This is a genomic window from Legionella hackeliae (genome assembly GCF_000953655.1).
Lineage (GTDB): Bacteria > Pseudomonadota > Gammaproteobacteria > Legionellales > Legionellaceae > Tatlockia > Tatlockia hackeliae.
The window spans coordinates 172,149-195,314 of the sequence record NZ_LN681225.1; the positions used below are offsets into that span (position 1 = coordinate 172,149).

Below are 23,166 nucleotides of genomic sequence, written 5' to 3' on the forward strand. Positions count from 1 at the left end.
TATGAACATTCTATTCTTACCTTGTTCAAGATGCCGGATAATTATACGTACTTGATAAAATTTGCAAAAAGAAAGGTAATAATGGTATATTACTGCACACTTTTAGAGGCAAGCCCCAAATGGTGAGTCCTTCGTTGTAATATGAGTATTGTCCTTTTATGACTACTGTTTCAACTGCACACCAGACACGAAGTTATTTACCGCTTACCATAAGCATGATGACTTGTCTTATTTTGTTAATTAATGTTTCTTTTAAAATAATTCAGATCCAAGGAATGATGTTTACTGCAAGTAGTCTAGTTTGTCCGCTTGTAGCCATTATTTATCTTATTGTTTTAAAGCAATGCAATATTGTTCAGCAACGTCATGTTTTACATCAATCTATACTTGCATTGTACTTATTTTCCGTAGGGATCTATTTGCTGGTCAATTTACCTGCTGCTGAATACATGCATGATAATCCTGCCTATCAAATAGTATTTGAAGATATTCCTAAAAAGTTCTTTGCTGCAACCTTAGCGTTTGGCTTAGGTTTTTATCTTCCCCATTTATTGTGTTGTGCCAAACGGAAAGAAGTACTCTTGTCTCCAAGGAAAAGATTATTGCTTGCACTATTTGGTGGTTTTTCCTTTTTTACACTGGATTTTTATTTATTATTTTCTGAGCCGCATGTGCATAGTTTTAATCGCATTTATCTTGACTCATTAATGATTGCTACAGGTATTTTATTTACTGCGGGTATTATTTATCTGAGTTGTTTATTATTTGTTAGACGCTTTGATTGGCCCTTTAACAAGTCTTTACCTGATTATTTATCTCAAACACTATATCACTACCTCGTAGGCTTCGCAGTGACTATTATGTTAATCTGCCTGGCGTGTGAGTACCGCCTTGTTTCTTTTTCCAATGGATGGACACTGGCTGCAAGTGGTCTCTTATTTCCACTAACATTTATGGTTAGCAATTTAATTGGTGAATTGTATGGGTATAAAGCGAATCTTCGTCTAACAGTTGTTTTAATCTCTGCTGAATTAGCCTTTGATTTGCTATTAATGGGGGCCGTGGCATTACCCTCCCCTGAGTTTTTTAATCTCAATCCGTTTTATTCCTTTATTGTTCCACGACGTATACCGGCAGCGACACTGGCTTTGTTTGTGACCTTTGTAGTTAATGCGTTGTGTCTAGAGTATTTAAAGAAAACTGAATTGGGTAAAAGTCGTGGTTGGCGAATTCTAATTGCAAACACTCTGGCGACATCCTTGTTGTGCCTAGTAAATTACAGTTTGTTGTTTGGCGGGATTTACCCCTACGAACAAATTTTAAGCTTAACAATGAGCGCCTGGATTTTTAAATTAGGAGTTACTTTACTGGGATTACCAATAGTCTTATGGTTATATAATTTATTTTATAAACAAGCTCAGGATGGTTCTACCACTATCAAACAAGTCAATATCGGAAATTAGTTTACTGTTGCTCCGGTCGATTGATTCAACGTGTATGCCTCGGACAAGCCGAGACACGTAGACAAAGTGTAAAGAGGACATTCGGATTGTAGTGTATACGTAACCTGATTGAATTTGACTAGACACGGTATATGGCGCTATTTACAGAGCATTGAACCACGCGCTACCTACGTGCCTCGGCTTGTCCGAGGCATCCAGAAAGATGCTGAATCTAGCACGGCTGGTAATTTTACTCAACACTCAACCCAATAGTTAAGACTTGTTCATAACTGGTCTTTTCCACCCCGTAATAGTCTTTTGCTTCTTCTCAGTTAGTGTTAATTCGCCAGGTGGTGCGTCTTTACGAATAGTACTGCCGGCACCGATTGTTGCATAAGCTCCCACGGTAACTGGGGCTACCAGTTGTGTGTCAGAGCCGATAAAAGCCCCTTCTTCAATAACAGTTTGATGCTTATTTGCACCATCATAGTTACACGTGATAGTACCTGCTCCGATATTAACCGCTTTGCCAATGTCCACATCACCTAAGTAACTTAAATGACTGGCCTTACTGCCTTGGGCAAAAATAGCATTTTTGGTTTCAACAAAATTACCTATTTTGCAATCATCAGCCACTTTAGTTCCTGGTCTTAAGCGAGCAAAGGGACCAATATGAGAATTACTACCTATGATGCAATTATCAAGAACGGAGTTTGCCAGGATTTCGCAGTTGTCTCCAAGTTGTACATTATCTAAAACGCAATTAGGACCTATCTGGCAACCATTGCCCAAAATAACTTGGCCTCTAAACACAGTATTGACATCAATAAACACATCCTCACCACAGCGTAGATCTCCGCGCACATCGATACGATTGGCATCCGCTATAGAAACACCCGATAATAGAAGCTGTTTAGCAAAATTCTCCTGCCAAATCCGTTCCAGTTGATGCAGTTGCAAGCGGTCATTAACGCCTTGAATTTCCATATTATCCGGCGCTTGCATTGACGTGATAGGGATATTCTCCGTCACGGCAAGGGAGATAATTTCCGTTAAATAATACTCACCTTGTGCATTACTATTTCCCAGTGAGGGTAACCAGCGTGTCAAATCATTTGCTTGAGCGCAGCAGATACCACTGTAAATTTCCTTAATTTGTTTTTGCTCGGTAGTCGCATCTTTTTCTTCAACGATTGCGCGAATTTCACCGTTACTATTACGAATAATGCGACCCAATCCTGTAGGATTATCCACAGTAGCTAATAGTAAACTTAAAGGAGGACGCTCTCCTAACTCAGAACGATTGCAATCAATAAGTGCTCTCAATGTTTGTGCTTGAATAAGAGGAACATCAGCTGATAACACTAATACCTGAGAACTGGGTGGAATATGAGGCAAAGCTTGCATCACTGCATGGCCGGTTCCTAATTGCTCGGCTTGAAACACCCAGTTAACTGCTAAATCAGGCAGGGCATTTTTAATTTTTAGACCGCCATTGCCATAAATCACATGGATAGAATCAGGATTCAATTGTTGAGCCGTTTCCACAACACGTGTAAGCATTGGCTTGCCAGCGAGTGGATGAAGAACCTTGGGTGTTTTAGAAAGCATTCGCTTCCCTTGGCCTGCGGCCAAAATAACGATTTGTAGTGACATATACTTTTTTAATTCCCTCTGTTCTTACAGATGCTTGTAAAAAGAGTAATCTAATTAAACAATCTGCATTTATGTTGCGAAGATTAAAATTACTGGATATGATAAAAAAATTATGAGCAAAGGAGTAGTGCCATGGTTATTATTTTTGATGTTATGAAGCATTTTCTTAATATAGCAATTGAAAATGAGAGTAAACGACTTGATACAGGTTGGAATACACATCTTAAAGAATACAAGAAAGAGGAGTTAGAAATAATTTCAAATGCTATTCTAACTCTACAAGATCAGGGATCTAATAAGAAGAACCTAGACGAATTAAAAAAAATTATTGGGAACTGTCGATCACGATTAGAAGCTAAATGCAAAGAGGAACAACAGGCAAAAGGTACTTTTGACACCTCATTAAAAGAAATGAGTCAATTGTTAGACGAGCTTTTTAGAACACTTGGAAATAAGCAGTTGTTAGATATCGTCCCTGAAGCTGAATTGCCAATAAAACCAAAATCCTCAAATTCCCTGATTCTTTATGATGATCCTCTTTATATATTTTATTACTACGCCGCTTTATATATTGGTGATAAGGTAATGGCTCCTTCAAAAGGTCTTACGGACCAAGTTACTGCCTTGTTTTGGTCCCCTATCGTAGTGGCTGATGAAAAAGAAACCATTCTTTTGAACGCTCTACGAAATTGCAAAGAAGCATTAAATGCTTTAGATAAGAAACAGCCAACATACCCCTTGTCAAAGACTAGGCGTGTTCTGGATTTCGTTGAAGAAGTCTTGCGAAATAACGAAAAGGCCTGTTCTAATCACGCTGCCTTAGAGAACGTGCCGATGGGTGTTACTTTGCCATACAGTCTTTTTTACGTAAAGCCTACTGCTAAACCTTCGAGAGGGGATCTTAAAGTATGTATGGAGATGGCAAAGAAGCAACTAAAACTTATGATAGATGTTCTTTTACAATTAAAACTGTCAGAGAACCCAGACAACGTTGGTGGGTCTAAAGTTGTAAAAGTAGTTGTTCCAATAACTTCCTCAGAGAAAGATGATGAAGTTAAGGCTGTGACAAAGCAAGTTATCCCACCCGCGAAAAAAGATATTGATGAGGAATTTGCTGAAGATGAAACAAATGGCTTAACTATCTAGGAATTAAGCTCTCCACACAAATTAGTCTCCAACAAATTTTTGACCTGTTGGAGGCTTAAGTTTTTACTGAATAAATAAAGTAGCTTGCAGTGCGCGGCTTCCGGTGTCATATCGTGACCACTAATTAAGCCTGCTTGTTTTAGAGTATAACCCGTAGCGTATTGATTCATTTCTACATGCCCCTGCTGGCATTGGCTGCAATTAACTATGGCCACCCCACGTTCGCAGGCTTCTTTTAAACTTTGTAAAAAATGGGGATCATTATTTTGCGCATTACCTGCCCCGTAGGTTTCAAGTACTAAACCTTTAAGAGGTTGGTGTAAAATATAATCCAGGACCTTTGTGGCAAATCCGGGGAACAAACGGAAATTAGCGATAAATTGGGGTTCTAATGTCTGTAGACGAAAAGCCTTTTTTGGTTTGGGCAACATCAAATCTTTATGCAATTCAATGGTGATACCAATAGTTGCCAAATGAGGATAGTTCGGCGATTCAAAGGCATTAAAACGTTGAGCGCTGACTTTTTGTGTGCGATTGCCACGCAATAATTGTTGGTTGAAATAAACGCATACTTCATGAATGGGTTGATGGGCACATAACCACAATGACGTGATGATATTGTCTAAGGCATCATTGCGCACTTCAGATAAGGGAATTTGAGAGCCCGTGACGATTACAGGTTTACCCAGATTTTCCAGCATAAACGATAAGGCAGAGGCAGTATAGGCCATGGTATCTGTTCCGTGGAAAATAACAAAACCATCAAAATTATCATATTCCCTGGCAATATCAGTTGCAATACGATTCCAATCAGTCAATGTCATGTTTGATGAGTCCAGCAGAGGATCGTATTCCTTGATAAGGTAATCCGGCATATGGGAATCTTTTAATGCGGGGATTTGTTCCAAAGCCGCTTGCACATAACCTAACGCTGGCTCATATCCTCTGCTTGTCTTAAGGCTACTAATGGTGCCGCCAGTGTTGAGAATTAGAATTCGTTTTTTCATAAAAAGCTAACAGCCAGTTTTCCAGTAAAATAATTATACCGTTCAAGTGCAGTATGGAATCAAGTCATAAGTTCTTTCGCAAAAAATAATAAGCGTCTTGACAAGGTTAATGTCGCACTGTAGAAATTAAAATCAAGAAGGATGATAAAAGGAGTTGCTATGGGTCGTAAAGAATTAAAAATTCTAGAGGATGAAGTAAAGGACAGTTTTGACAAGCTACAAAAGCAAGCTAAACATTACGCGGACTCAGCCGTTAAAATCAGGAAAATTTTTTTAGAGTATTTTTTTAATACTAACATTCTGGACTCTCTTGTAGAGCGCCCCATTGAGGGGCAAGAAATATTTAACATAAACGAAGTTTCTCAAGCCTTAAAATCCTGTTTGATTGATGAAGAGCAGCTTGCGCTTCAAGCAAGAGATTTAAAGCCTGAAGCAACTCTTTCTCTTGTCGACGCTTTCGATGTGAATATTCAAGAGAGTCATTTACCATTGATTCGTAGTAAACATGGTTATATTTTTCACCGAGAAATACCTTATACCACGAAGGCTCAACAATTTATGGAGCAATTTGCTTATGCGTTAAGTATTTATCGAGTATGTTTAGGTCTTTTTGATGTTTATTATTTTATGAGTCAGCTTAATTTCGTGGATACTCAACCTCATTATACCTATATTCTAGAGGCTGAGACCTTTAAAACCGAATTGGAAAAACCGGATAATGGGACTCCTTGGTTGGATTCTTGGCAAACCGCCAAAGCAATGAAACAAAAAAGCAATGAACTATCTGCGACGATGACAGGTACTCTTGGTTTTCAGCAAACTATTAAGGACGCGAAGAAACGTATGGAATTTTTAATGGGTGACGGTGCTGTCCTTTTGCAAGATTGTTATAAAAATTTTCCAAATACCGCAACATTATCGATATTTTTTTTTGACCAATGGCGAAAAAATTCAAAAACAATTGCGGACCTTCTTTATCCTGGAAAAAATAGCTATTCCTCTTATCAGGGGACACTAACGGTCAATGACGACTGCGAGCAATTACAAGGTGACGTAGAGGAGTTTGGTACAAGATTAACTAAACTTAAAACAGCGCTACTGAGAAAAGGGGATAAGATAATTGATGCTTGTCTTAGCAGTTTAAGAATTGAAGCGCATTGCAAACAAATTACTATTCCTCTGGAAGCACCTGAACATGGACTGTTTTCGTATTGGGGCTTTGCAATGCTTCGTTCGAATAATTCTCATCAAGCCGAGAAAACATCTTTCGGAAATACAAAATTATTTACAACATAACACAGAGATTTATTTGCCAACCTCTTGCACTTTATGGAAAAATCAAGGTATTAAAAGTTTAGCTAAAGCAGTGTTATTATGGTTATTGATCGCGCCGGATACCGATTAAATGTCGGTATTATTCTGGTGAACGGTTCGGGTCGAGTTTTTTGGGGAAGACGTCAGGGACATGATGCCTGGCAATTTCCTCAAGGCGGACTTGCTGCCGGTGAATCAGCATTGGAAGCAATGCTTCGTGAATTGCGAGAAGAGGTTGGTCTGGAACGGGATGATATAGAGGTTCTTGGTTCAACCAAACGTTGGTTAAAATACCGATTACCCAAACAATACCTTCGTCACGGTAGTGAGCCATTGGTCATCGGACAGAAACAAAAATGGTATTTGTTAAAATTAGTTGCCTCTGAGCAAAAAATTCGTCTGGATTTAAGTGATTCACCTGAATTTGATAGTTGGCGTTGGATTGATTACCACGAGCCACAGGAGCAAGTTATTTTTTTCAAACGACAAGTGTACTCCCAAGCGATGAAGGAATTGGAACACTTGCTAAAAAGAAGGCGCACCCCTTTTGGTGCTCGCCGTAAGCGAGGTAATCATAGTCGATAAATGTTAAAGATATTAAAGCGAATTGTACAAGATGTAACTACGGCGAATCACTTAAATGAGGCATTGGCGATTTTAGTACAACGAGTACGTAAAGCTGTCGCTGCTGAATCAGTTTCGGTTTACCTTATTGATAACAAACACGCGGAATATGTTTTAATAGCGACTGATGGTTTAAACAAACAGGCGGAATTTAGAGTTCGTATCGGCCTCGATCAAGGTTTAATTGGTTTGGTTGGTCGTCGAGAAGAACCCATCAATCTTGAAGATGCTCCTTCCCATCCCGATTTTTATGAAAACCCTCTGTTAGGAGAGGAACACCTGAAAGGCTTTTTAGGTGTTCCTGTTATTCAACATCGCAAACTTTATGGTGTTTTAACGGCGCAGCGTGCTGAAGAGTGTTGCTTTGATGATGCAGAGGAAGCTTTTTTAATCACCTTGGCTGCTCAGCTTGGAGGGATTATTGCCCATGCTGAAGCGACAGGAGAACTAGCCCAACTTACACAACCCAAACCTTTGGGGGCAAACAAGCTGGAAGTCACTTCCACGGCACTTACAGGGGTTGGTAGTGTCCCTGGTGTTGGTATTGGAACTGCAGTCGTTGTTTATCCTCCAGCAGACATTGATGCCGTTCCGCGACATAATGTTGATAATGTCGATGAAGAAGTTGCTACCTTTCTGGAAGCTCTGCAAGCCGCACGCGATGACATGCAGCGTCTCAGTCGACGAATGAAGTCTACAGTGGATGAAGATGAGCATGCGTTGTTTGATGTCTACTTACGTATTCTAGATAAGGACAGTCTAGGTGCTGAAGTAGAAGCAGTGATTCGGGATGAAAAACTAAGCGCTCAGGCAGCACTTTCCACCATAATAAAAAAGCACGTACAACAGTTTGAAAGTATGGAAGATGATTACTTACGTGAACGCGCAAGTGATTTCCGTGATTTAGGACGTCGGGTTTTGGCTGAACTGCAGCTATCACAGCGAGAAGAAATCATTTATCCCAAACGAACCATATTGATTGGCGAAGAAATCACCGCTTCTGCTTTAGCAGAGGTGCCTGAAGGTCATTTAGCGGCTGTCGTTTCGGCACGGGGTGCTAATAATTCACATGTGGCAATTTTAGCTCGCGCTTTAGGCGTGCCCACGGTCATGGGGGTGCGTGGCCTTAAAGTAGAACAACTTACTCGTCGAGCGGTGATTGTCGATGGATATTATGGTCATGTGTATATTTCTCCCTCGAGAACGGTTCTTGCAGAATTTAAAAAATTAGCGCAAGAAGAGGCAGAACTTAATCAAAGCCTGGTGACCTTGCGAGATAAGCCTGCGGAAACATTGGATAATTATCGGGTATCTTTGCAAGTCAACACGGGTCTTGCGATGGATGCTGGTTTATCGTTAAGCGTTGGCGCCGAAGGCGTGGGTTTGTATCGCTCAGAAGTGCCCTTCATGAGTCGTGATCGCTTCCCATCAGAAGATGAGCAATACATCATTTATCGTCAAATTTTAAAAGCATTTGCGCCACGCTTTGTGACCATGCGAACGTTAGACATTGGTGGGGATAAGATATTACCTTATTTTCCTGTGGAAGAAGACAATCCCTATCTCGGATGGCGCGGTATACGAGTGACTTTGGACCACCCTGAAGTATTTTTGATGCAAGTACGCGCTATGATGCGTGCGAGCGAAGAATTAAATAATTTACGCATTATGTTACCTATGGTGACAACCTTAAGTGAGGTAGAAGAAGCCTCATTTTTGCTTGAACAAGCCTTTAAAGAATTACTGGAAGAAGGTTGTATAATTGAAAAACCAAAACTGGGTGTGATGATAGAAGTGCCTGCAGCAGTTTATCTTTCACGCGAATTGGCTAAACGTGTTGATTTTATTTCAGTAGGTAGCAATGATTTGACGCAATATTTACTGGCAGTCGATCGCAATAATGCTCGTGTGGCTGGTCTTTATGATTCATTCCATCCTGCGATGCTACGTACCTTAATGAAAGTTGTTGAAGGGGGGCACGCAGCAGGAGTTGAAGTCAGTATTTGTGGAGAAATGGCGAGTGACCCCCTTGCAGTCCTTCTTCTTCTAGCGATGGGTTTTGATACTTTGAGTATGAACTCAACTAGTCTGCCCCGTGTTAAATGGGTAATTCGTAATATTTCCCTTGCGTATGCACGCAAAGTCCTGGCTGATGTATTAGAATTTGAACACCCTGCCGAAATCAGATTGTATTTGCAAAAAGCTCTGGAAGAAGAAGGGTTGGGAGGATTAATCCGAGCAGGGAAATCGTGATTTTATCGGCAGCCGCTTTGAGTGGTGGTATTTATGCTTTAGCGGGTACTTTCTCAGGCTTAATTTCTGGTGTACTGGGTATTGGTGGCGGAGTTATTATTGTTCCTTGCCTGCTTTTTATTTTTTATCATAATCCGGCGTTTCCTCCTGATTTAATTATGCACATGGCGGCTGGTACATCGTTGGCTGTCATGGTTTTCACAACGCAATCCTCTTTACGTGCTCATGCCAAAGCTCACGGTATATTATGGAATGTCTACAAGCATTTGGCTCCGGGTATTATTCTTGGCACAATTTGTGGCGCGTTACTGGCCCATAAACTACCAACAAACGGATTGAAGATACTGTTAGGATTATTCTTATTGGGTGTAGGCATAAAGATGCTTGTTGAAAAACCGATTACGCCCATGCCGTATTTTCCAAAATGGTGGAGTATTGGTATAGTCAGTTATTTTATTGGTTTAAGTTCAGGCTTGTTGGGTATTGGGGGAGGAACCTTAATTATCCCCTATCTGAATTACTGTGGTGTAGAGCTTCGTAAAATAATTCCTGTCTCTGCACTTTGTACCATGACGGTCGCATTAGTCGGTACACTTACCTTTATAATGACGGGTAGTAAAGAAACTGAGTTGCCTTTATATAGTACTGGCTATGTGTATTGGCCTGCGGTTATTTGTTTAGCAACATTAAGTAGTGTATTTGCTCCTCTAGGCGCTAAAATGACTTATATCATCCCGGTAAAACAATTAAGATATGGTTTTGTATTTATTTTGTTTGTATCGGCGAGTAATTTACTTGTTTAATAGTCATCAAATTCCTTAAGTATTAATTATTAGACCGTGTTGAGGTTACTAAATGTTGATATTTCCTAATATAGATCCTGTTGCATTTTCTATAGGCCCTCTCAAAGTGCATTGGTATGGGCTAATGTATTTATTTGGTTTTGTAAGTGCCTGGTTACTTGCGCAGTGGAGAGCCAAACATTATCAGCTTAACTGGACTCCCGAACAAATTGGTGATCTCATTTTTTATGCAGCGTTAGGCGTGATTATCGGCGGACGAGTAGGTTACATGCTCTTCTATAATGCGGAACAATTTTTCATGAAGCCCTGGATACTGCTTAAACTATGGGAAGGGGGTATGTCGTTCCATGGTGGTTTAATCGGGGTGGCTGTTGCCTTATGGTTATTTTCTCGCAAGACAAAGAAACCTTTTTTAGAGGTTGGCGATTTTATCTCTCCTCTAGTGCCGTTGGGGCTTGCTGCAGGAAGGGCCGGGAATTTTATTAATGGTGAACTTTGGGGGCGGGTTACAGATGTTCCCTGGGCCATGGTCTTTCCCAACTCAGACGGCGAACCAAGACATCCGTCCCAATTGTATGAATTGGGGTTAGAGGGCATACTTTTATTTATTGTGGTTTGGTGGTATGCCTCTAAACCACGTCCAGCGGGCTGTGTTTCAGCGGTATTTTTAATCGGCTATGCAATATGTCGTCTAATCGCGGAATGTTTCCGCCAACCCGATGTGCAATTAGGATTTGTTGCGTTTAATTGGCTGACAATGGGACAATTATTATCACTACCAATGCTTGTCATTGGGTTATGGTTATGGTGGGCTAAACGATGAAAACCTATTTAAAACTTTTAGAGCATATTCTTGAAAACGGAGTAGAAAAAACCGATAGAACCGGCACTGGAACCCTCTCGGTTTTTGGTTATCAAATGCGTTTCAACCTAGACGAAGGTTTTCCTTTAGTCACCACAAAGAAATTACATACCCGCAGTATTATCCATGAATTACTGTGGTTTTTGCGCGGTGATACCAACATTGCCTATCTTAATGAAAATGGGGTAACCATTTGGGATGAATGGGCTGATAGTAAAGGTGATTTAGGACCAGTTTACGGACGTCAATGGCGTTCCTGGCCAACACCGAATGGTCAGTCGATTGATCAGTTAACAGAAGTGTTGCAACAAATTAAAACAAATCCCGATTCACGTCGATTAATAGTTAGTGCCTGGAATGTTGGTGAGCTTGATAAAATGGCCTTGATGCCTTGTCATGCATTGTTTCAATTTTATGTGGCAAACAAACGACTATCTTGTCAGTTGTATCAGCGCTCTGCGGATGTGTTTTTAGGAGTGCCATTTAATATTGCTTCCTACGCACTCTTGACTCACATGGTTGCACAGCAATGTGATTTGGATGTGGGGGAATTCATCTGGACTGGAGGTGATTGCCACTTATATTTAAATCACCTGGAACAAGCGCGTACGCAATTAGCTCGTGAACCGTTACCGCTGCCACAATTAAAAATTAAGCGTAAACCGGTATCATTGTATGAATATGAGTTTGCTGATTTTGAATTTCTTAACTATCAGTCTCATCCTACAATCAAGGCTCCAATTGCTGTTTAAAATTTTAAGCAGAATCATTTTCAATAAAAGCCTTTAGTCTGTTTAGAGCAAGTTCCCATTGCTCCACAACAAAGGCTAGATAGTCTTTCATATCTTTAAAGGGTTCTGCGTTAAGTTCAAAAAGACTTTCACGGCCAAGATGAACGCGATGAACAACTCCTGCGTTTTGTAACACTTTAAGATGTTTGGTAATGGCTTGGCGAGTGAGATTAGAACCTTGAGTCAACTGTGAAATAGACAGAGGTCTTCCCCCGGTTAACTGCTTGACGAGAGACAGGCGTTGCTTGTCTCCCAGGGCAGCGAAGACGGTGGCGTATTGTTGTTCTTTGGTAGATAAAGTCTTAGTGGCTAACATAAGTTTTTATATTGTTTAGTTGTGTATTCCAACCGGCTTCATTCATGCGAAATGCCTCTGTATATCTGTCTTTAGGAAGTTTATCAAATCCTGACTCAATGACAGTAAGTAAGGTACCATTAGCAATTTCTTCTAACTTAAATTCCACCAGGGTTGGCGTTTCGGTTGAATAATCCCTACTAGGCTCAACAGCGAAAGGGTGCCACGTAAAGGAAAAATAGTGCTGTGGCTCTATTTTTTGAATGATAGCTTGCCAAGTGACATGTTCATAACCTGGAAAGGTGAGTTGTCCGCGGGATAGTTTACCTATTTCAAATGGTTTTTCTATATTCACGCGGAACCATTGTCCAAATTTACGATAATCGGTGAGTGCATCCCAGACTTTGGTAAGGGGCGCATTAAGTTCGATTGTCTTTTCTATCTTGTTGTTCATGACCATTTTCCAAAAAATAAGCATCCTTATAGTTGCATATTAGTTCGTTTTCACGAAAAGAGCAACTATTTTGTTGCCTATTAAGGAAAAGCTTGCGAGAGTCGAGAGGCTAACTCTGCACAGCCTTTACCAATTTCCTCGCCTGCAAAATCAATAAATTGACGTACTGCAGGAATTAATCCGCGTCTGGATGGGTAGATAAGATATAGGCTCGCTGTAGGTAAGGACCAATCCGGAAGGATGCGCGTTAAAGTTCCTTCATTGAGTTCTTGTCGACATATTTCTTGAGGCAAAAGAGCAAATCCTAACCCCGCAAGCGCTCCTTGTTTCAAAATTGTCCAGTCATTGCTTTCAATAAGTGGTGTTAATGAGACATTAGTTTCTTGACCATCGTTGTTCTTAAGTGAAAGTTGATTGGTACCATCTGCACGACTTTTACCCAGCCAAGCGTGATTACTCAATACGGTTGGTGAGTTGGTGACAGGATGTTGCGATAAATAATGTGGGCTTGCAACCAGGCAGTGTACACTTTCACCTAACTTGCGAGTTACCAAATTAGAATCACTCAAACTGTTCGTCTGAAAGCGTAGCGCGATGTCAAAACCTTCCTCAATCAAATCAACTTTACGGTCAGTGGCTTCAAGATGTATGCGAACCTCGGGATACATCTGCATGAAATGGATAATGATTTTATTAAATTCAGATTGTGTAAATAGCGCAGGGCAAGTAATACGTATGCGTCCTTTGGGTTTTGTTTGTGCTTTAAGAGCCACTTCATGGGCAGAATTGGCTTCACTAACCATGGCTTTACTATGCTCATAAACCAGTTGGCCGATATCGGTAAGACTTAATTTACGAGTTGAACGATACAATAGACGCACGCCCAAGTGAGATTCTAACTCACTAATACGACGGCTTAATTTTGATTTGGTGATTTCTAATTCCTGACTGGCTTGGGTAAAACTCCCTTTTTCAACCACCAGGCAAAAAAAATAGAGATCATTTAAATCCGGTAACAGGTTGTTAAAAAGCATAAGAAGAACTATTAAAAAGGAACTCATTGGTAATAATTATAGGACAATGTTTCTCATAAAAGCTAACTTATCATTTATTGTTTTAATTATATGCTTAATAGGAGAGCTTATTTTAGGAGAATGACATGAAACTGCTAGCACTTGATACCAGTATATTGGGGGACAATTCTATCTCACGCCAATTAATGGGCCATTTTTTAAATCAATGGCAGCAAAGACATGGCAAGGCAGAAGTGGTTTATCGTGATTTAGATCAACAAACAATTAACCATTTGTCATCTCATATTGTCAATGCAAAACAACAATCGCTTTTGACGCTATCTGAGCCACTCAAAGAAGAGCTGCAATTATCTGAAACTTTAATTACCGAGTTTTTGTCCGCTGATGAGGTGGTGATTGGTGTACCCATGTATAACTTCAGTATTCCTACGCAACTGAAAGCCTGGATCGATCGCATTGTTGTTGCTGGTCGTACCTTTAAATATACCGAACAAGGCGTAGTAGGGTTGGCGGCGGGCAAACAACTAACTATCATCTCAACTCGTGGTAATCACTATAATAATGCGTCCATGCGCTCATTGGACCATCAAGAAGAGTACTTAAAAACGATTTTCAACTTTCTAGGAATTACGGATCTGACTATTATTCGCGCTGAAGGTTTGCATCGTGGTGATGCGATAAGAGAAAAAGCAATTGCCTTGGCGATGCAAAAGATCAAAGACCATTTTCTTGTGGCTGCTTAAAAGGTCATCGCTGATGACCTATGAATGAAACTACTCTCGCTTGATAAATACAATATGGAGCCATGCATAAAGACTCCAGATAATTTAAGAATAGATCTCAGGCTCTAAGTTGTTTAAAGTCCATAGGTGGGTGGAGCTAACGTATAAGAAAGTGCTTCTGTAAGAAATAATTCATAGCCCCCTTCTTCGTTGATGATTTTGCAAACCCTATCCATCACAGGGGAGTTCAACTCTTTGACCACTTCATCGAACTCATTACTTCTGCCAGTCACTTTGTAGGTATGCATCATGATAGATGCTGGAAACAAACGATTTTTTATCTCGTAATCTTCATTAGCAAACTTTAAATAGAATGGATTGTCAGACTCTAAAGTAGGAAAATTCTGGGTAGAATAACGAAACAATAACAACATATAGATTGTAAACACAGCAAAATTGCGGCTTCGTTGTAGCGGTTCATCTGGGAGACGCAATTGTCTTCGAACAGTTTCAAGTAGAGGATGACTCATAGGTCTGCCTTTAGGATCAATGGAGAGAGAAAGAGTCAACTCATTCTGGTGAAATGATTTATCAAAAAATTTGATCGTTTCTATTAATAAAGGGGTACCTTTTTCTTGCCAAAGCGCTTTAAGCTCCGCTATAAAAGCGTTTAAACGTTCCATTTCTATTGGACTCATTCCTTTCTCAAGATCTTCGGCATGTTCAAAGAAAATAGTCGGTACATTAGATACTTGCTTACTAATAATTGATTGAATTTGATAGACGGGTAAACGCTCTAAAATTAAATAACAAGAATCAGGATGCGTTTCTAATATATCCCAAGCACGTTGCATAGCGGGCTCTTTGATTGAGTCAATGGCTGATTTAATGATGTTACGAGCAGGAAATGTTGTTTGATACACTGAAAGCATAATTACTAATAACAGAATATTTTTTTTGATCTCCTCTGATTCTCCTTGAAATACGTCCAGGGAGAAAATGTCTCCAGCTACAGCAAAATTCTCATCAACATAAAGAGAAAGTAATGCGCGATAAACTTCACATACAAAAATATCCAATGAATTTTGCGCTTCATTCTCTAAATAAGGGAGTGCTTGAATCATTAGGGGTTTACTAATAGAGTTTTGCCCTGGAGTTAATATCAATGAGGCAGTAAGCGTCTGTCTGGAAAAAGGTCGTCCTAGCAACTTTATCGTGTTTGTTAAAAGAGGTTCGCCCTTTTCTTTCCAGGCTTGAGCAAGTTTTGGAAGGTTTTGATTTAACTTTTCAAATATCTTTTCCTCAATGGGTGGTTGGTAACGCCAATCAAAAACAATCCCGTGCTCAAAATAAAGCGATGGGATGGATATTTCTAATTCATTAAAAAATTTTAATCCGGGCATCATATCTCCTTATATTTTCAGTAAACCTATAATTTTGTAGATCAAGAATTCTAGCTGCGTGACATTTAAAAAAGCATGGGTAGAATTACCCATAACAGGATGAATTTGGTTAGAGTGGTAACTAAATCATGGAATATACTAAATAGATACTCACGCTGTTAAGACAGGGTGATTTTGCTCATCCCGGTTAAATTGAAGCGATAGAATTGGCACTATTGTCCATTGCAAAAAATAAGGATCATTGTTTTCTTGATGTAGGGTGTGGTCTGGGAGGTACTGCGCATTATGTACAAAAGCAGGGGTGGGGACGAATAACTGGAATTGATATTGATAAAAATCTAATTGATTATGCCAAAGCGCATTACCCTGAAATTGACTTTGTATGTGAAGACATTTTGCAGGCTAAGGCACTGGTGAACCGATCCTTTCAATGCATTTATAGCTTAAGTGCCTTTTACTGCTTTGCCTCACAGGAGCTAGCTCTCAAACAATTGTCTCAACTGGCTGCATCGGAAGGAAGTCTCGTCTTATTTGATTATTCAAAGCAAGATAATATCCCTATTAAAAGTCCATTTTCCTGGTCAAAAACAGCGCTACAGTTTTCTCCAATTCTTCTACCTGAATTAAAAAGACAATTATCATCCTCAGGATGGCAATTTAAAGAAAGCATTGATCTTAGTCAGCACTTTATCTGCTGGTATACCTCGTTATTGCACCAGTTTGAACAAAAGCGAGGGTTAATTATTCACCAATTTAATGAGAAAGCCTGGGATATTCATTATTCAGGATATGAACAGTTATTAATGGATCTAAATGCACAAAAAATTGGTGGTGTAGTGGTTTATGCGAGTCGAAGTCATCTTTGAGAATTTTTCCACTGCCTCGGTTTTTATTGTGAAATGTAAATTTCATCCGTTGTAAACCTATAGTCTAATGATATTTGTTGTTCTACCACTATAAACAACATACCTACTAAATGTTTTTTTGTGGCAATAATTAATAAATTTTTGGTTAGTTTGTCATAATTTAGCTCAAGACTCTATAATCTTAGGCATAGAGAACGAGAGCAGACTATGAAAAGTATCTTCAATCATTTAAAACATCGATTTTTTACTTCAAAGAAATCCTCTTCGCGAAAGGTCCAAGATATTAAAGAGATTCTTCTTACCAGCGATGGCAATATTAATGAAGAAGGGATTAATCAATACATTGAAACGTATCAGTGGGTTGATGCTGAGTATAATAATCCTGACAGTGAATTTAATGGTCAAACTCTTTTATGTGTAGCAATTACGCATCCTGAAATTAACCCTCATACCAAAATAAGATTGGCTACTCATTTAATTAAGAAGGGTGCTATAGCCAGTCGAGTAGGTAATCACATGGAGTATGTCGACCCTAGGCACGATGAGCTAATAGATATCGCTCTTGAGGAAAAAAATTATGAAGCCGCAAATCTTCTTTTACAAGAAGGATGGAATATTAATGGGTCTTTCTATAATGCTTACGCAAGAAAAAACTTGATTGACATTGCCCTGGATACAAAAAATGAAGAGATATTGTCCTGGATATTGCAAAATGCTCCTACGCTTTTCTCTCAAATAGTAACACCCAAGTTTGAGGAATATTATAAAAAAATAATTCAGATTTTTCCGGGCTTTACAACTAGTCAAAACTATTTGATTTTAAAGCAACTTGCAGAGGAACGAATTGATTATCTTTTTACTAAATTAGGGTTAATTCGAGGTCAAGATATAGCTTTAATATTAGCGGCTAAAATGAGTACAAAGCCTTATCCAAACTCTGTTTTTGTCATTAACAAAGGAGAACAGGTTGAGTTAATGGCGGAACAAATTAAGAAATTATTAGAGAACGAAACCTCTGAAAAAATTACTAAATTCCAAATTGTATATTTTCAAGGACACGGTTGTTATGGTGAATTTGAAATTGATAAATCGACTCAGCCGCCAACAGTCAGATATGTTCATATTGATCCATCCCCTCAGCTAATTCCTTATAACGTTCTAATTACAGAGAATTTCGTTAAAACGATTTCCCCATTAGCTAATATTGAAATTTTTGAATCTGATTTAAAAATGCAAAAAGGAGCCAGCTGCACTTTTTTTGCTGTTTATGGTGCGATGCAATTGTCAACACCCACTACTCGCGATTATGTTCCAAACGTTATAGAGCATATGAAAAAACAGGGTCAGGAAATGCCTCATAAATTTCAGGAAATAAATATTACCTACGTGAGATCACCTACATTGCCGGCTCGATTAATGTTAGGACTGCATTTTATTGAGGATACTACTGATAGAAAAGGACTTGATTCATTAATTTTTAACTCTCCAGAGAAAGATACTATTGTTAACAAAAAAGGGGAAACCGCAGCAATCGCGGTGCGCAAAGATTTACAAGGGCATGCTTCAACGTCCAATCAAACGGTAAACCGTACCTGGAATATGCGTATTGAGCGTAAAATGAAACAATATGGGGAAGCGGTGCACGTTTTCATCAAAGAGAATAATATTGATGTGCTAACACCCTCATTTTCTAGTCTGCTTGATCAATATAGTCTGAAGGGTTTAGTGCAATTCTGCGAAGACAAATTATATGCTAAATCTGAGAGTGACAATTGTAACATTAACTGTAATTAATACTCATTCAAGCTGACTCATGAGGTTAATGTCTTGATAGACGCTAACCCCAAGTCATCAATTATTAGCTAATCTCAAGCCGGTTTTAAACCAGTTTGACGTTGGATAAGCCCAAGAACTAAAAGTAATTGTGCTAGATAGTAACTAAACATGATTAAAATATTCGTGTAATGACTCTCACCAAGAACAAATTGAGTCAATGCAAAAATAAAATCAGAAAATAAGAATGAACAAGCACCACCAATAATTAATACAGGATGCTGTTGTACTTGAAAGGCCGTAAAAACCATAATGGCTAAAAAGCAAAGATAAATCGTCACCGGAATGAGCATTTGTTCAAGATGTGGACTCATAAACCAATAACTTCCGAGGATAAATAACAAGATGGGAAGAAAATACAGCGTGCGATTTAATCGGAATTGTGCATCTTTAAGGAACAAACTGATATAGGCGCTATGGGCTAATAAAAATGAAAGAATACCGAGTTTAAAAGCCAGCTCGCCGGGTAGTGTTAATACGATGTCACCCAATAAGGATAAAATCAAGGCAATAATGAGGAAAGTTTTAGTGGTTTGATCGGCCGTGGTTTGCCAGGCGATGATTATCAACAGGATAATCGGAATAGGTTTTATAATGGTGTTTAGTGGGTAATGGATAAAAGGAAGAAGCACCAGATAAAGGCATGCACTTAAAAAAAAGAGGATAATTGATAATTTTGATAGCTTTCCTGCCATAACAGCTCCTTGTTTTAAATATATTTCACCAAAAAGTTAATTATTTTGCCATAAAGGTTTATTTTAAAGCAATAAAATTGGTTAATTTTTAAATTTATGGTTTAATATTGTCCGTCTTGCTTTTTTTGGGATCGAATATGAAGAAAATTGTTTTCCTTCTCCTTGCGAGCATGTTCCTCTCCGTAGGATATGCCAGCAAGCTTAGTAAATTTTTCAACAAGATGGAAGCAGAAGATCGCGCTCGTCAAGAACGGGAGTGGCAGCAAGATATGGATTTCAAAGATTTTGCATTTCGCTTGGACAAACGCTATACCGATGATCGCGGTCAGCAATGCCGTGATTATGTTTTTCGTTCTCGCAGTAATCCCTATCGACATGGTTATTACACCGTGTGTGATGAGCGGTAATTATTGAGGAATAAGCGAGCTTGGACTCGCTTATTTTTTATAAGCCACCACGGTGGGGAACATATTTGCTTTATCATAGAAGAACTCAATGTTCTCAAAGCCCACTCTGTTCAATTGATTCCTGGTCTGCTCTGTGGAACGGTAACATTGAAATTTTGCATTTAAAATATCAACAAATAGTGTTCGCTGTAGCATTAAATCCTGTGTATTAATTGCTGCCATATTCCATTCACAATTTTCAGTCAGTATGGGTGGGGGAGTTAAAAAACTAGTCACTAGTTTGCCACCCGGTTTTAACGCTTTATAAAATACTTGATACAAGGCAAGGATGTTTTCTTCGTCTGGCTCATAAATGGTAAGGCCATTACTTGAGATCAAATCAAACTCATTTTGAATGTCTAAATGCCAGACGTCGGCACGACAGAGTTCGAGTGGTTGGGATACGTTAAGCTTGTCTGCCAGATTGTGCGCGTCCTTAAAGGTTTCACAATCATAATCGATGCCAACAAGGCGAATATCTTGTGCTTGGTTTAATGTTAAATAGAGCAATTCACTCATCGTGCCGCAAGGTATGCAAGCCAATGTGGCTCCATTTTTAACTGCCTTCTGATTTTCACGCTGAAAAATTTCAAAGCGCTCCTGGGTAGCCAGCATGGTGGGTGCTTTATCTAGAATAAATTTTTCTAAAGATGTAAAAGTTTCTCCACGATTGTTCTTGCCAGTTTTTCGGCCATAGAAAGGATGAGTCACCATATAATGTGTCCAATAACCATTAATACCCCGGTTTTGGATAAGAAAGCGACCAAAGTCAAATTCTTGAAGTTGATTGAGTAAACGTAATTGCTGTTCTAGCACGTCTTGCGATTTGCTTTCCTGCTTTAATCGCATTGCAATTTTTTCTGCACACTCCTCTAAGGATTCTGTGTTCTGGGTATGAGAAATTAATTGTTCGGCGACCATTGTCATACTATTTTCCTAAACGATGATTATTTTGGGGTAAACAAACTACGAATACTGTCAGGAATGGGGACAGATTTATTTTCCACATAATTAACCCATACAATTTTACTTGTTCCCTGGGTCATCAGAATCTCATTTTGATAGATTTCATGGTCCATCATGATACTGGAATTGCCAAGACCATGCACACTGCTTACTAAGGTTAGGGTGGCAGGATAGATGATAGGCTTTAAAAAAGTGCAGGCAACATGGATAACCACAGGGCCAATATGTTGCTTCATATCTAAATGAAGGCTTTCTAGCCATTCAATACGAGACTGCTGAAAATAGTCGAAGTAACGCCCGTTATTAACGTGACCCAGGGCATCCATGTCGCCCCACTCAATAGCAAAAGTTCTTTGGTGCACGGCTATTTTTTCTTCGGTCATGATAAATCCATAGGGTCGACGTCCACATTCCAGCGAACATGATTATTTAATTTTCTTATTGTTAACCACTCCCTTAATTGCGTCAATCTGGTTTGCAGCGTTTTGCGGGAGGATGATTTTAAGAGCAATTGCATACGATGTTGATTGGATTTGCGTGATAATGGTGCGGGTGCCGGACCCAAGGTAGTAACTCCCTGCATCAACAGCTGTTCTTTCAAAGTATGCAAAAAGTGTAATACTTTAGTGGCTGATTTATCTTGGGCCCGAATCAATGCCAGGAAATGATAGGGGGGTAATTCTGCCTGTTGTCGTAACGTTAATAAAGCATGAGCAAAAGGATCATACCCTTGTTGTATAAGTATATTTAGCAACGGGTGGTGTGGTAAATGGGTCTGAATCACAACTTGTCCTGGATACTCTGCCCGTCCAGCCCGACCTGAGACCTGCGTTAATAATTGCCCTAAACGTTCAAGCGAGCGAAAATCCTGATTATAAAAACCTGCATCCGTATCAAGAACGACAACTAAAGTGAGATTAGGAAAATGATGTCCTTTCGCTAACATTTGTGTGCCGACAATTAATTGAGCCTCTCCGCGGTGAATGCTATCGAGATAATTTTCCAGTGCATTTTTTTTCTGAACTTCATCGCGATCAATACGTAAAATTTTAGTGTCTGGGAATTGTTGATTTAAATAATCATAAACACGTTGCGTACCTGCCCCAATAGGAATTAATTCTTTATTGTGACAAGACTTGCATTGTGAGGGGATAGTTTCTGTTCGGCCACAGTGATGGCAAACCAGGCGTCCAAGTTGACGATGTAAAGTCAAATGGCTGTCGCAGGTTTTGCAGTCTGCCATCCATCCACAATGGTGACACAATAGCACTGGCGCGAAACCACGACGGTTAATAAACACTAATACTTGATTACCCTGCTGCAAATGTGATGCGATAATTTTTAATGTTTGTGGAGCTAATCCTTGTTGCAGAGGGATATTGCGAAGATCGATAACTTGATAATGCAAGGGTGTGGCATTCAGTGCCTTTTGCGTTAAGCGTAATAGAGTATATTTGTTTTGGATGCAATTGTTCAAACTTTCAAGACTTGGGGTTGCAGAGCCTAAGATAATAGGAATCTTTGTCATGTGCGCGCGCATCAACGCCGTATCGCGTGCCGAATAGCGTACGCCATCCATCTGTTTTAGCGAGGTATCATGCTCTTCATCAATAACAATTAATCCCAAAGCTGGCATGGGTGTGAAGACGGCGGTGCGAGTCCCAATAACCAGTTTGGCCAGATTGTCACTGGCCAGTTGCCAGGCATGTTGCCGTTCTGTTTCATTTAAATTGGAGTGAATAACGACCATGGGTTCATTAAAACGAGCTGTAAAACGAGACAGCAATTGCGGGGTTAAACCTATTTCAGGAACCAAGATAAGCACTTGCTTTCCTTGCGCCAAGACTGCGGCAATGACTTGTAAATACACTTCAGTTTTACCACTTCCAGTAATTCCCTGTAATAAATAACAATGATAATCATTTAAATGAGAAGCTATTGTGTGCACGGCAGCCTGTTGTTCTGCATTCAAAAGCAAAGGCGCTTCTGATTGATGTGACCCTGAGACAGGAAGAAGTATTTCTTGTTTATGGGTTAATACATTTAATGCCAATAGATTAGTCAATTGCGCCTGGCTAAAACCTTCCTGCAGTATTCTTTTTTTATTGATGGCCTTATTTTTCTCCTGAATAAAACTAAGAAGTGCGCGTTGTTTGTGAGCCCTGGTCCCAATCAAGTGATAGGCATCCTCTAAGGGCATTGCGAGTTGAAAATAATCGTCGGTGGGTAATTGACAGGGGTGACCAAGACGGTAGTTTTTGGGCAGGGCTAAAGGAATAACTTCCGATAAAGGGGCTTGATAATAATGAGAGACCCATTGGCATAACTCAAGAATCGTAGGGGTTAATAACGGTGTTTCATCGATAATCTCAGAAATAGCTTTAAGCTTGCTGTAATCGCTTGATAATTGTTCGCCGATGACAAACCCCAAACGAGTTTGCTTGCGAAAAGGTACCCAAACACGCGCACCAATGCAGAGTGGTTGAGGACTCAAGTAGTCAAAAAAATCGCGATAAGTATTAGGAATGCAGATTTTATAGACGCTATCCATCGA

The 23,166-nt window shown here is 39.5% G+C and carries 22 protein-coding genes; 12 read left to right on the plus strand and 10 right to left on the minus strand.

Annotated elements, in window-relative coordinates; all coding sequences use genetic code 11:
• Nucleotides 1-158 precede the first annotated feature (158 nt).
• A complete protein-coding gene (locus tag LHA_RS00800) occupies nt 159-1,463 on the plus strand; it encodes a VUT family protein (protein WP_045104855.1) in 1,305 nt (434 codons plus the stop codon).
• A gap of 252 nt (nt 1,464-1,715) precedes the next feature.
• Here the strand turns inward: LHA_RS00800 and glmU are convergent, their stop codons facing one another.
• Complete coding sequence (glmU, locus tag LHA_RS00805) at nt 1,716-3,098, minus strand: bifunctional UDP-N-acetylglucosamine diphosphorylase/glucosamine-1-phosphate N-acetyltransferase GlmU (protein ID WP_045104856.1); 1,383 nt, start codon at nt 3,096-3,098, stop codon at nt 1,716-1,718.
• Between the two features lie 132 nt (nt 3,099-3,230).
• Between glmU and LHA_RS00810 the strand changes: the two genes are divergently transcribed.
• A complete protein-coding gene (locus LHA_RS00810) occupies nt 3,231-4,244 on the plus strand; it encodes a hypothetical protein (protein WP_045104857.1) in 1,014 nt (337 codons plus the stop codon).
• On the opposite strand, the gene ansA is transcribed toward LHA_RS00810, so the two are convergent.
• Entirely contained in the window at nt 4,241-5,251 is a 1,011-nt protein-coding gene (gene ansA / locus LHA_RS00815) for an asparaginase (RefSeq protein ID WP_045104858.1), read from the minus strand. The two genes, LHA_RS00810 and ansA, sit on opposite strands and share 4 nt — an antisense overlap.
• 159 nt (nt 5,252-5,410) lie before the next feature.
• Here ansA and LHA_RS00820 point away from each other — a divergent pair, with 159 nt between their 5' ends.
• The 6 genes from LHA_RS00820 (at nt 5,411) to thyA (ending at nt 11,859) form a co-directional block, all read left to right on the plus strand.
• Nucleotides 5,411-6,547: a hypothetical protein gene (locus tag LHA_RS00820; RefSeq protein WP_045104859.1), complete on the plus strand. Its 1,137-nt coding sequence runs from the start codon at nt 5,411-5,413 to the stop codon at nt 6,545-6,547.
• 78 nt (nt 6,548-6,625) lie between these two features.
• Nucleotides 6,626-7,150: an RNA pyrophosphohydrolase gene (locus LHA_RS00825; RefSeq protein ID WP_045104860.1), complete on the plus strand. Its 525-nt coding sequence runs from the start codon at nt 6,626-6,628 to the stop codon at nt 7,148-7,150.
• On the plus strand, nt 7,151-9,442 hold the full coding sequence (gene ptsP / locus LHA_RS00830; RefSeq protein WP_045104861.1) for a phosphoenolpyruvate--protein phosphotransferase: 2,292 nt from the start codon (nt 7,151-7,153) through the stop codon (nt 9,440-9,442).
• Nucleotides 9,439-10,245 carry a sulfite exporter TauE/SafE family protein gene (locus tag LHA_RS00835; RefSeq protein ID WP_045104862.1) on the plus strand — a complete coding sequence of 269 codons (807 nt, stop codon included), beginning with the start codon at nt 9,439-9,441 and terminating at the stop codon, nt 10,243-10,245. Before ptsP ends, LHA_RS00835 begins: the two co-directional genes overlap by 4 nt.
• A gap of 52 nt (nt 10,246-10,297) precedes the next feature.
• The gene (gene lgt / locus LHA_RS00840; RefSeq protein ID WP_045104863.1) at nt 10,298-11,068 is read left to right on the plus strand and encodes a prolipoprotein diacylglyceryl transferase; all 771 of its coding nucleotides are present in this window, start codon (nt 10,298-10,300) and stop codon (nt 11,066-11,068) included.
• Nucleotides 11,065-11,859, plus strand: a complete 795-nt coding sequence (gene thyA, locus LHA_RS00845) for a thymidylate synthase (RefSeq protein ID WP_045104864.1) — start codon at nt 11,065-11,067, stop codon at nt 11,857-11,859. Before lgt ends, thyA begins: the two co-directional genes overlap by 4 nt.
• Before the next feature lie 4 nt (nt 11,860-11,863).
• Here thyA and LHA_RS00850 read toward each other — a convergent pair whose 3' ends face one another.
• The 3 genes from LHA_RS00850 to LHA_RS00860 all read right to left on the minus strand — a co-directional run bounded on the left by LHA_RS00850 (nt 11,864) and on the right by LHA_RS00860 (nt 13,708).
• Entirely contained in the window at nt 11,864-12,214 is a 351-nt protein-coding gene (locus LHA_RS00850) for an ArsR/SmtB family transcription factor (RefSeq protein ID WP_045104865.1), read from the minus strand.
• Nucleotides 12,201-12,647, minus strand: a complete 447-nt coding sequence (locus LHA_RS00855; protein WP_045104866.1) for an SRPBCC family protein — start codon at nt 12,645-12,647, stop codon at nt 12,201-12,203. The genes LHA_RS00850 and LHA_RS00855 overlap by 14 nt, the downstream gene beginning before the upstream one ends.
• Before the next feature lie 80 nt (nt 12,648-12,727).
• Nucleotides 12,728-13,708, minus strand: a complete 981-nt coding sequence (locus LHA_RS00860; RefSeq protein ID WP_231861957.1) for a LysR substrate-binding domain-containing protein — start codon at nt 13,706-13,708, stop codon at nt 12,728-12,730.
• Nucleotides 13,709-13,806: 98 nt separating this feature from the next.
• Here LHA_RS00860 and LHA_RS00865 point away from each other — a divergent pair, with 98 nt between their 5' ends.
• Nucleotides 13,807-14,424, plus strand: a complete 618-nt coding sequence (locus LHA_RS00865; protein WP_045104868.1) for an FMN-dependent NADH-azoreductase — start codon at nt 13,807-13,809, stop codon at nt 14,422-14,424.
• Between the two features lie 113 nt (nt 14,425-14,537).
• Here the strand turns inward: LHA_RS00865 and LHA_RS00870 are convergent, their stop codons facing one another.
• Nucleotides 14,538-15,806: a hypothetical protein gene (locus tag LHA_RS00870; protein ID WP_045104869.1), complete on the minus strand. Its 1,269-nt coding sequence runs from the start codon at nt 15,804-15,806 to the stop codon at nt 14,538-14,540.
• 206 nt (nt 15,807-16,012) lie between these two features.
• On the opposite strand from LHA_RS00870, the gene LHA_RS00875 reads away from it, so the two are divergent.
• Both LHA_RS00875 and LHA_RS00880 read left to right on the plus strand, forming a co-directional pair.
• Complete coding sequence (locus tag LHA_RS00875) at nt 16,013-16,672, plus strand: class I SAM-dependent methyltransferase (RefSeq protein ID WP_045104870.1); 660 nt, start codon at nt 16,013-16,015, stop codon at nt 16,670-16,672.
• Nucleotides 16,673-16,879: 207 nt separating this feature from the next.
• Nucleotides 16,880-18,466 (plus strand): hypothetical protein, encoded by a 1,587-nt coding sequence (locus LHA_RS00880; protein WP_045104871.1) that lies wholly within the window; start codon nt 16,880-16,882, stop codon nt 18,464-18,466.
• A 74-nt stretch (nt 18,467-18,540) separates the two neighbouring features.
• On the opposite strand, the gene LHA_RS00885 is transcribed toward LHA_RS00880, so the two are convergent.
• Complete coding sequence (locus LHA_RS00885; protein WP_045104872.1) at nt 18,541-19,200, minus strand: lysoplasmalogenase; 660 nt, start codon at nt 19,198-19,200, stop codon at nt 18,541-18,543.
• 137 nt (nt 19,201-19,337) lie between these two features.
• Here LHA_RS00885 and LHA_RS00890 point away from each other — a divergent pair, with 137 nt between their 5' ends.
• Nucleotides 19,338-19,607: a hypothetical protein gene (locus tag LHA_RS00890; protein ID WP_045104873.1), complete on the plus strand. Its 270-nt coding sequence runs from the start codon at nt 19,338-19,340 to the stop codon at nt 19,605-19,607.
• Nucleotides 19,608-19,637: 30 nt separating this feature from the next.
• On the opposite strand, the gene LHA_RS00895 is transcribed toward LHA_RS00890, so the two are convergent.
• The 3 genes from LHA_RS00895 to LHA_RS00905 are packed head-to-tail and all read right to left on the minus strand — an operon-like array spanning nt 19,638 to nt 23,163.
• Nucleotides 19,638-20,573 carry an SAM-dependent methyltransferase gene (locus LHA_RS00895; RefSeq protein WP_102046619.1) on the minus strand — a complete coding sequence of 312 codons (936 nt, stop codon included), beginning with the start codon at nt 20,571-20,573 and terminating at the stop codon, nt 19,638-19,640.
• Between the two features lie 20 nt (nt 20,574-20,593).
• The gene (locus LHA_RS00900; protein ID WP_045104874.1) at nt 20,594-20,995 is read right to left on the minus strand and encodes an acyl-CoA thioesterase; all 402 of its coding nucleotides are present in this window, start codon (nt 20,993-20,995) and stop codon (nt 20,594-20,596) included.
• Nucleotides 20,992-23,163, minus strand: a complete 2,172-nt coding sequence (locus tag LHA_RS00905; RefSeq protein ID WP_045107316.1) for a primosomal protein N' — start codon at nt 23,161-23,163, stop codon at nt 20,992-20,994. The genes LHA_RS00900 and LHA_RS00905 overlap by 4 nt, the downstream gene beginning before the upstream one ends.
• Nucleotides 23,164-23,166: the final 3 nt, after the last annotated feature.

Bases quoted from the DNA above. Each gene is read 5' to 3' on its own strand.
- glmU (WP_045104856.1), bottom strand. From the start codon at position 3,098: ATGTCACTACAAATCGTTATTTTGGCCGCAGGCCAAGGGAAGCGAATG.
- LHA_RS00825 (WP_045104860.1), top strand. From the start codon at position 6,626: ATGGTTATTGATCGCGCCGGATACCGATTAAATGTCGGTATTATTCTG.
- LHA_RS00895 (WP_102046619.1), bottom strand. From the start codon at position 20,573: ATGACAATGGTCGCCGAACAATTAATTTCTCATACCCAGAACACAGAA.
- LHA_RS00810 (WP_045104857.1), top strand. From the start codon at position 3,231: ATGGTTATTATTTTTGATGTTATGAAGCATTTTCTTAATATAGCAATT.
- thyA (WP_045104864.1), top strand. From the start codon at position 11,065: ATGAAAACCTATTTAAAACTTTTAGAGCATATTCTTGAAAACGGAGTA.
- LHA_RS00905 (WP_045107316.1), bottom strand. From the start codon at position 23,163: ATGGATAGCGTCTATAAAATCTGCATTCCTAATACTTATCGCGATTTT.
- LHA_RS00850 (WP_045104865.1), bottom strand. From the start codon at position 12,214: ATGTTAGCCACTAAGACTTTATCTACCAAAGAACAACAATACGCCACC.
- LHA_RS00885 (WP_045104872.1), bottom strand. From the start codon at position 19,200: ATGGCAGGAAAGCTATCAAAATTATCAATTATCCTCTTTTTTTTAAGT.
- ansA (WP_045104858.1), bottom strand. From the start codon at position 5,251: ATGAAAAAACGAATTCTAATTCTCAACACTGGCGGCACCATTAGTAGC.
- LHA_RS00860 (WP_231861957.1), bottom strand. From the start codon at position 13,708: ATGAGTTCCTTTTTAATAGTTCTTCTTATGCTTTTTAACAACCTGTTA.
- LHA_RS00800 (WP_045104855.1), top strand. From the start codon at position 159: ATGACTACTGTTTCAACTGCACACCAGACACGAAGTTATTTACCGCTT.
- LHA_RS00820 (WP_045104859.1), top strand. From the start codon at position 5,411: ATGGGTCGTAAAGAATTAAAAATTCTAGAGGATGAAGTAAAGGACAGT.
- ptsP (WP_045104861.1), top strand. From the start codon at position 7,151: ATGTTAAAGATATTAAAGCGAATTGTACAAGATGTAACTACGGCGAAT.
- LHA_RS00865 (WP_045104868.1), top strand. From the start codon at position 13,807: ATGAAACTGCTAGCACTTGATACCAGTATATTGGGGGACAATTCTATC.
- LHA_RS00890 (WP_045104873.1), top strand. From the start codon at position 19,338: ATGAAGAAAATTGTTTTCCTTCTCCTTGCGAGCATGTTCCTCTCCGTA.
- LHA_RS00880 (WP_045104871.1), top strand. From the start codon at position 16,880: ATGAAAAGTATCTTCAATCATTTAAAACATCGATTTTTTACTTCAAAG.
- LHA_RS00900 (WP_045104874.1), bottom strand. From the start codon at position 20,995: ATGACCGAAGAAAAAATAGCCGTGCACCAAAGAACTTTTGCTATTGAG.
- LHA_RS00870 (WP_045104869.1), bottom strand. From the start codon at position 15,806: ATGCCCGGATTAAAATTTTTTAATGAATTAGAAATATCCATCCCATCG.
- lgt (WP_045104863.1), top strand. From the start codon at position 10,298: ATGTTGATATTTCCTAATATAGATCCTGTTGCATTTTCTATAGGCCCT.
- LHA_RS00855 (WP_045104866.1), bottom strand. From the start codon at position 12,647: ATGAACAACAAGATAGAAAAGACAATCGAACTTAATGCGCCCCTTACC.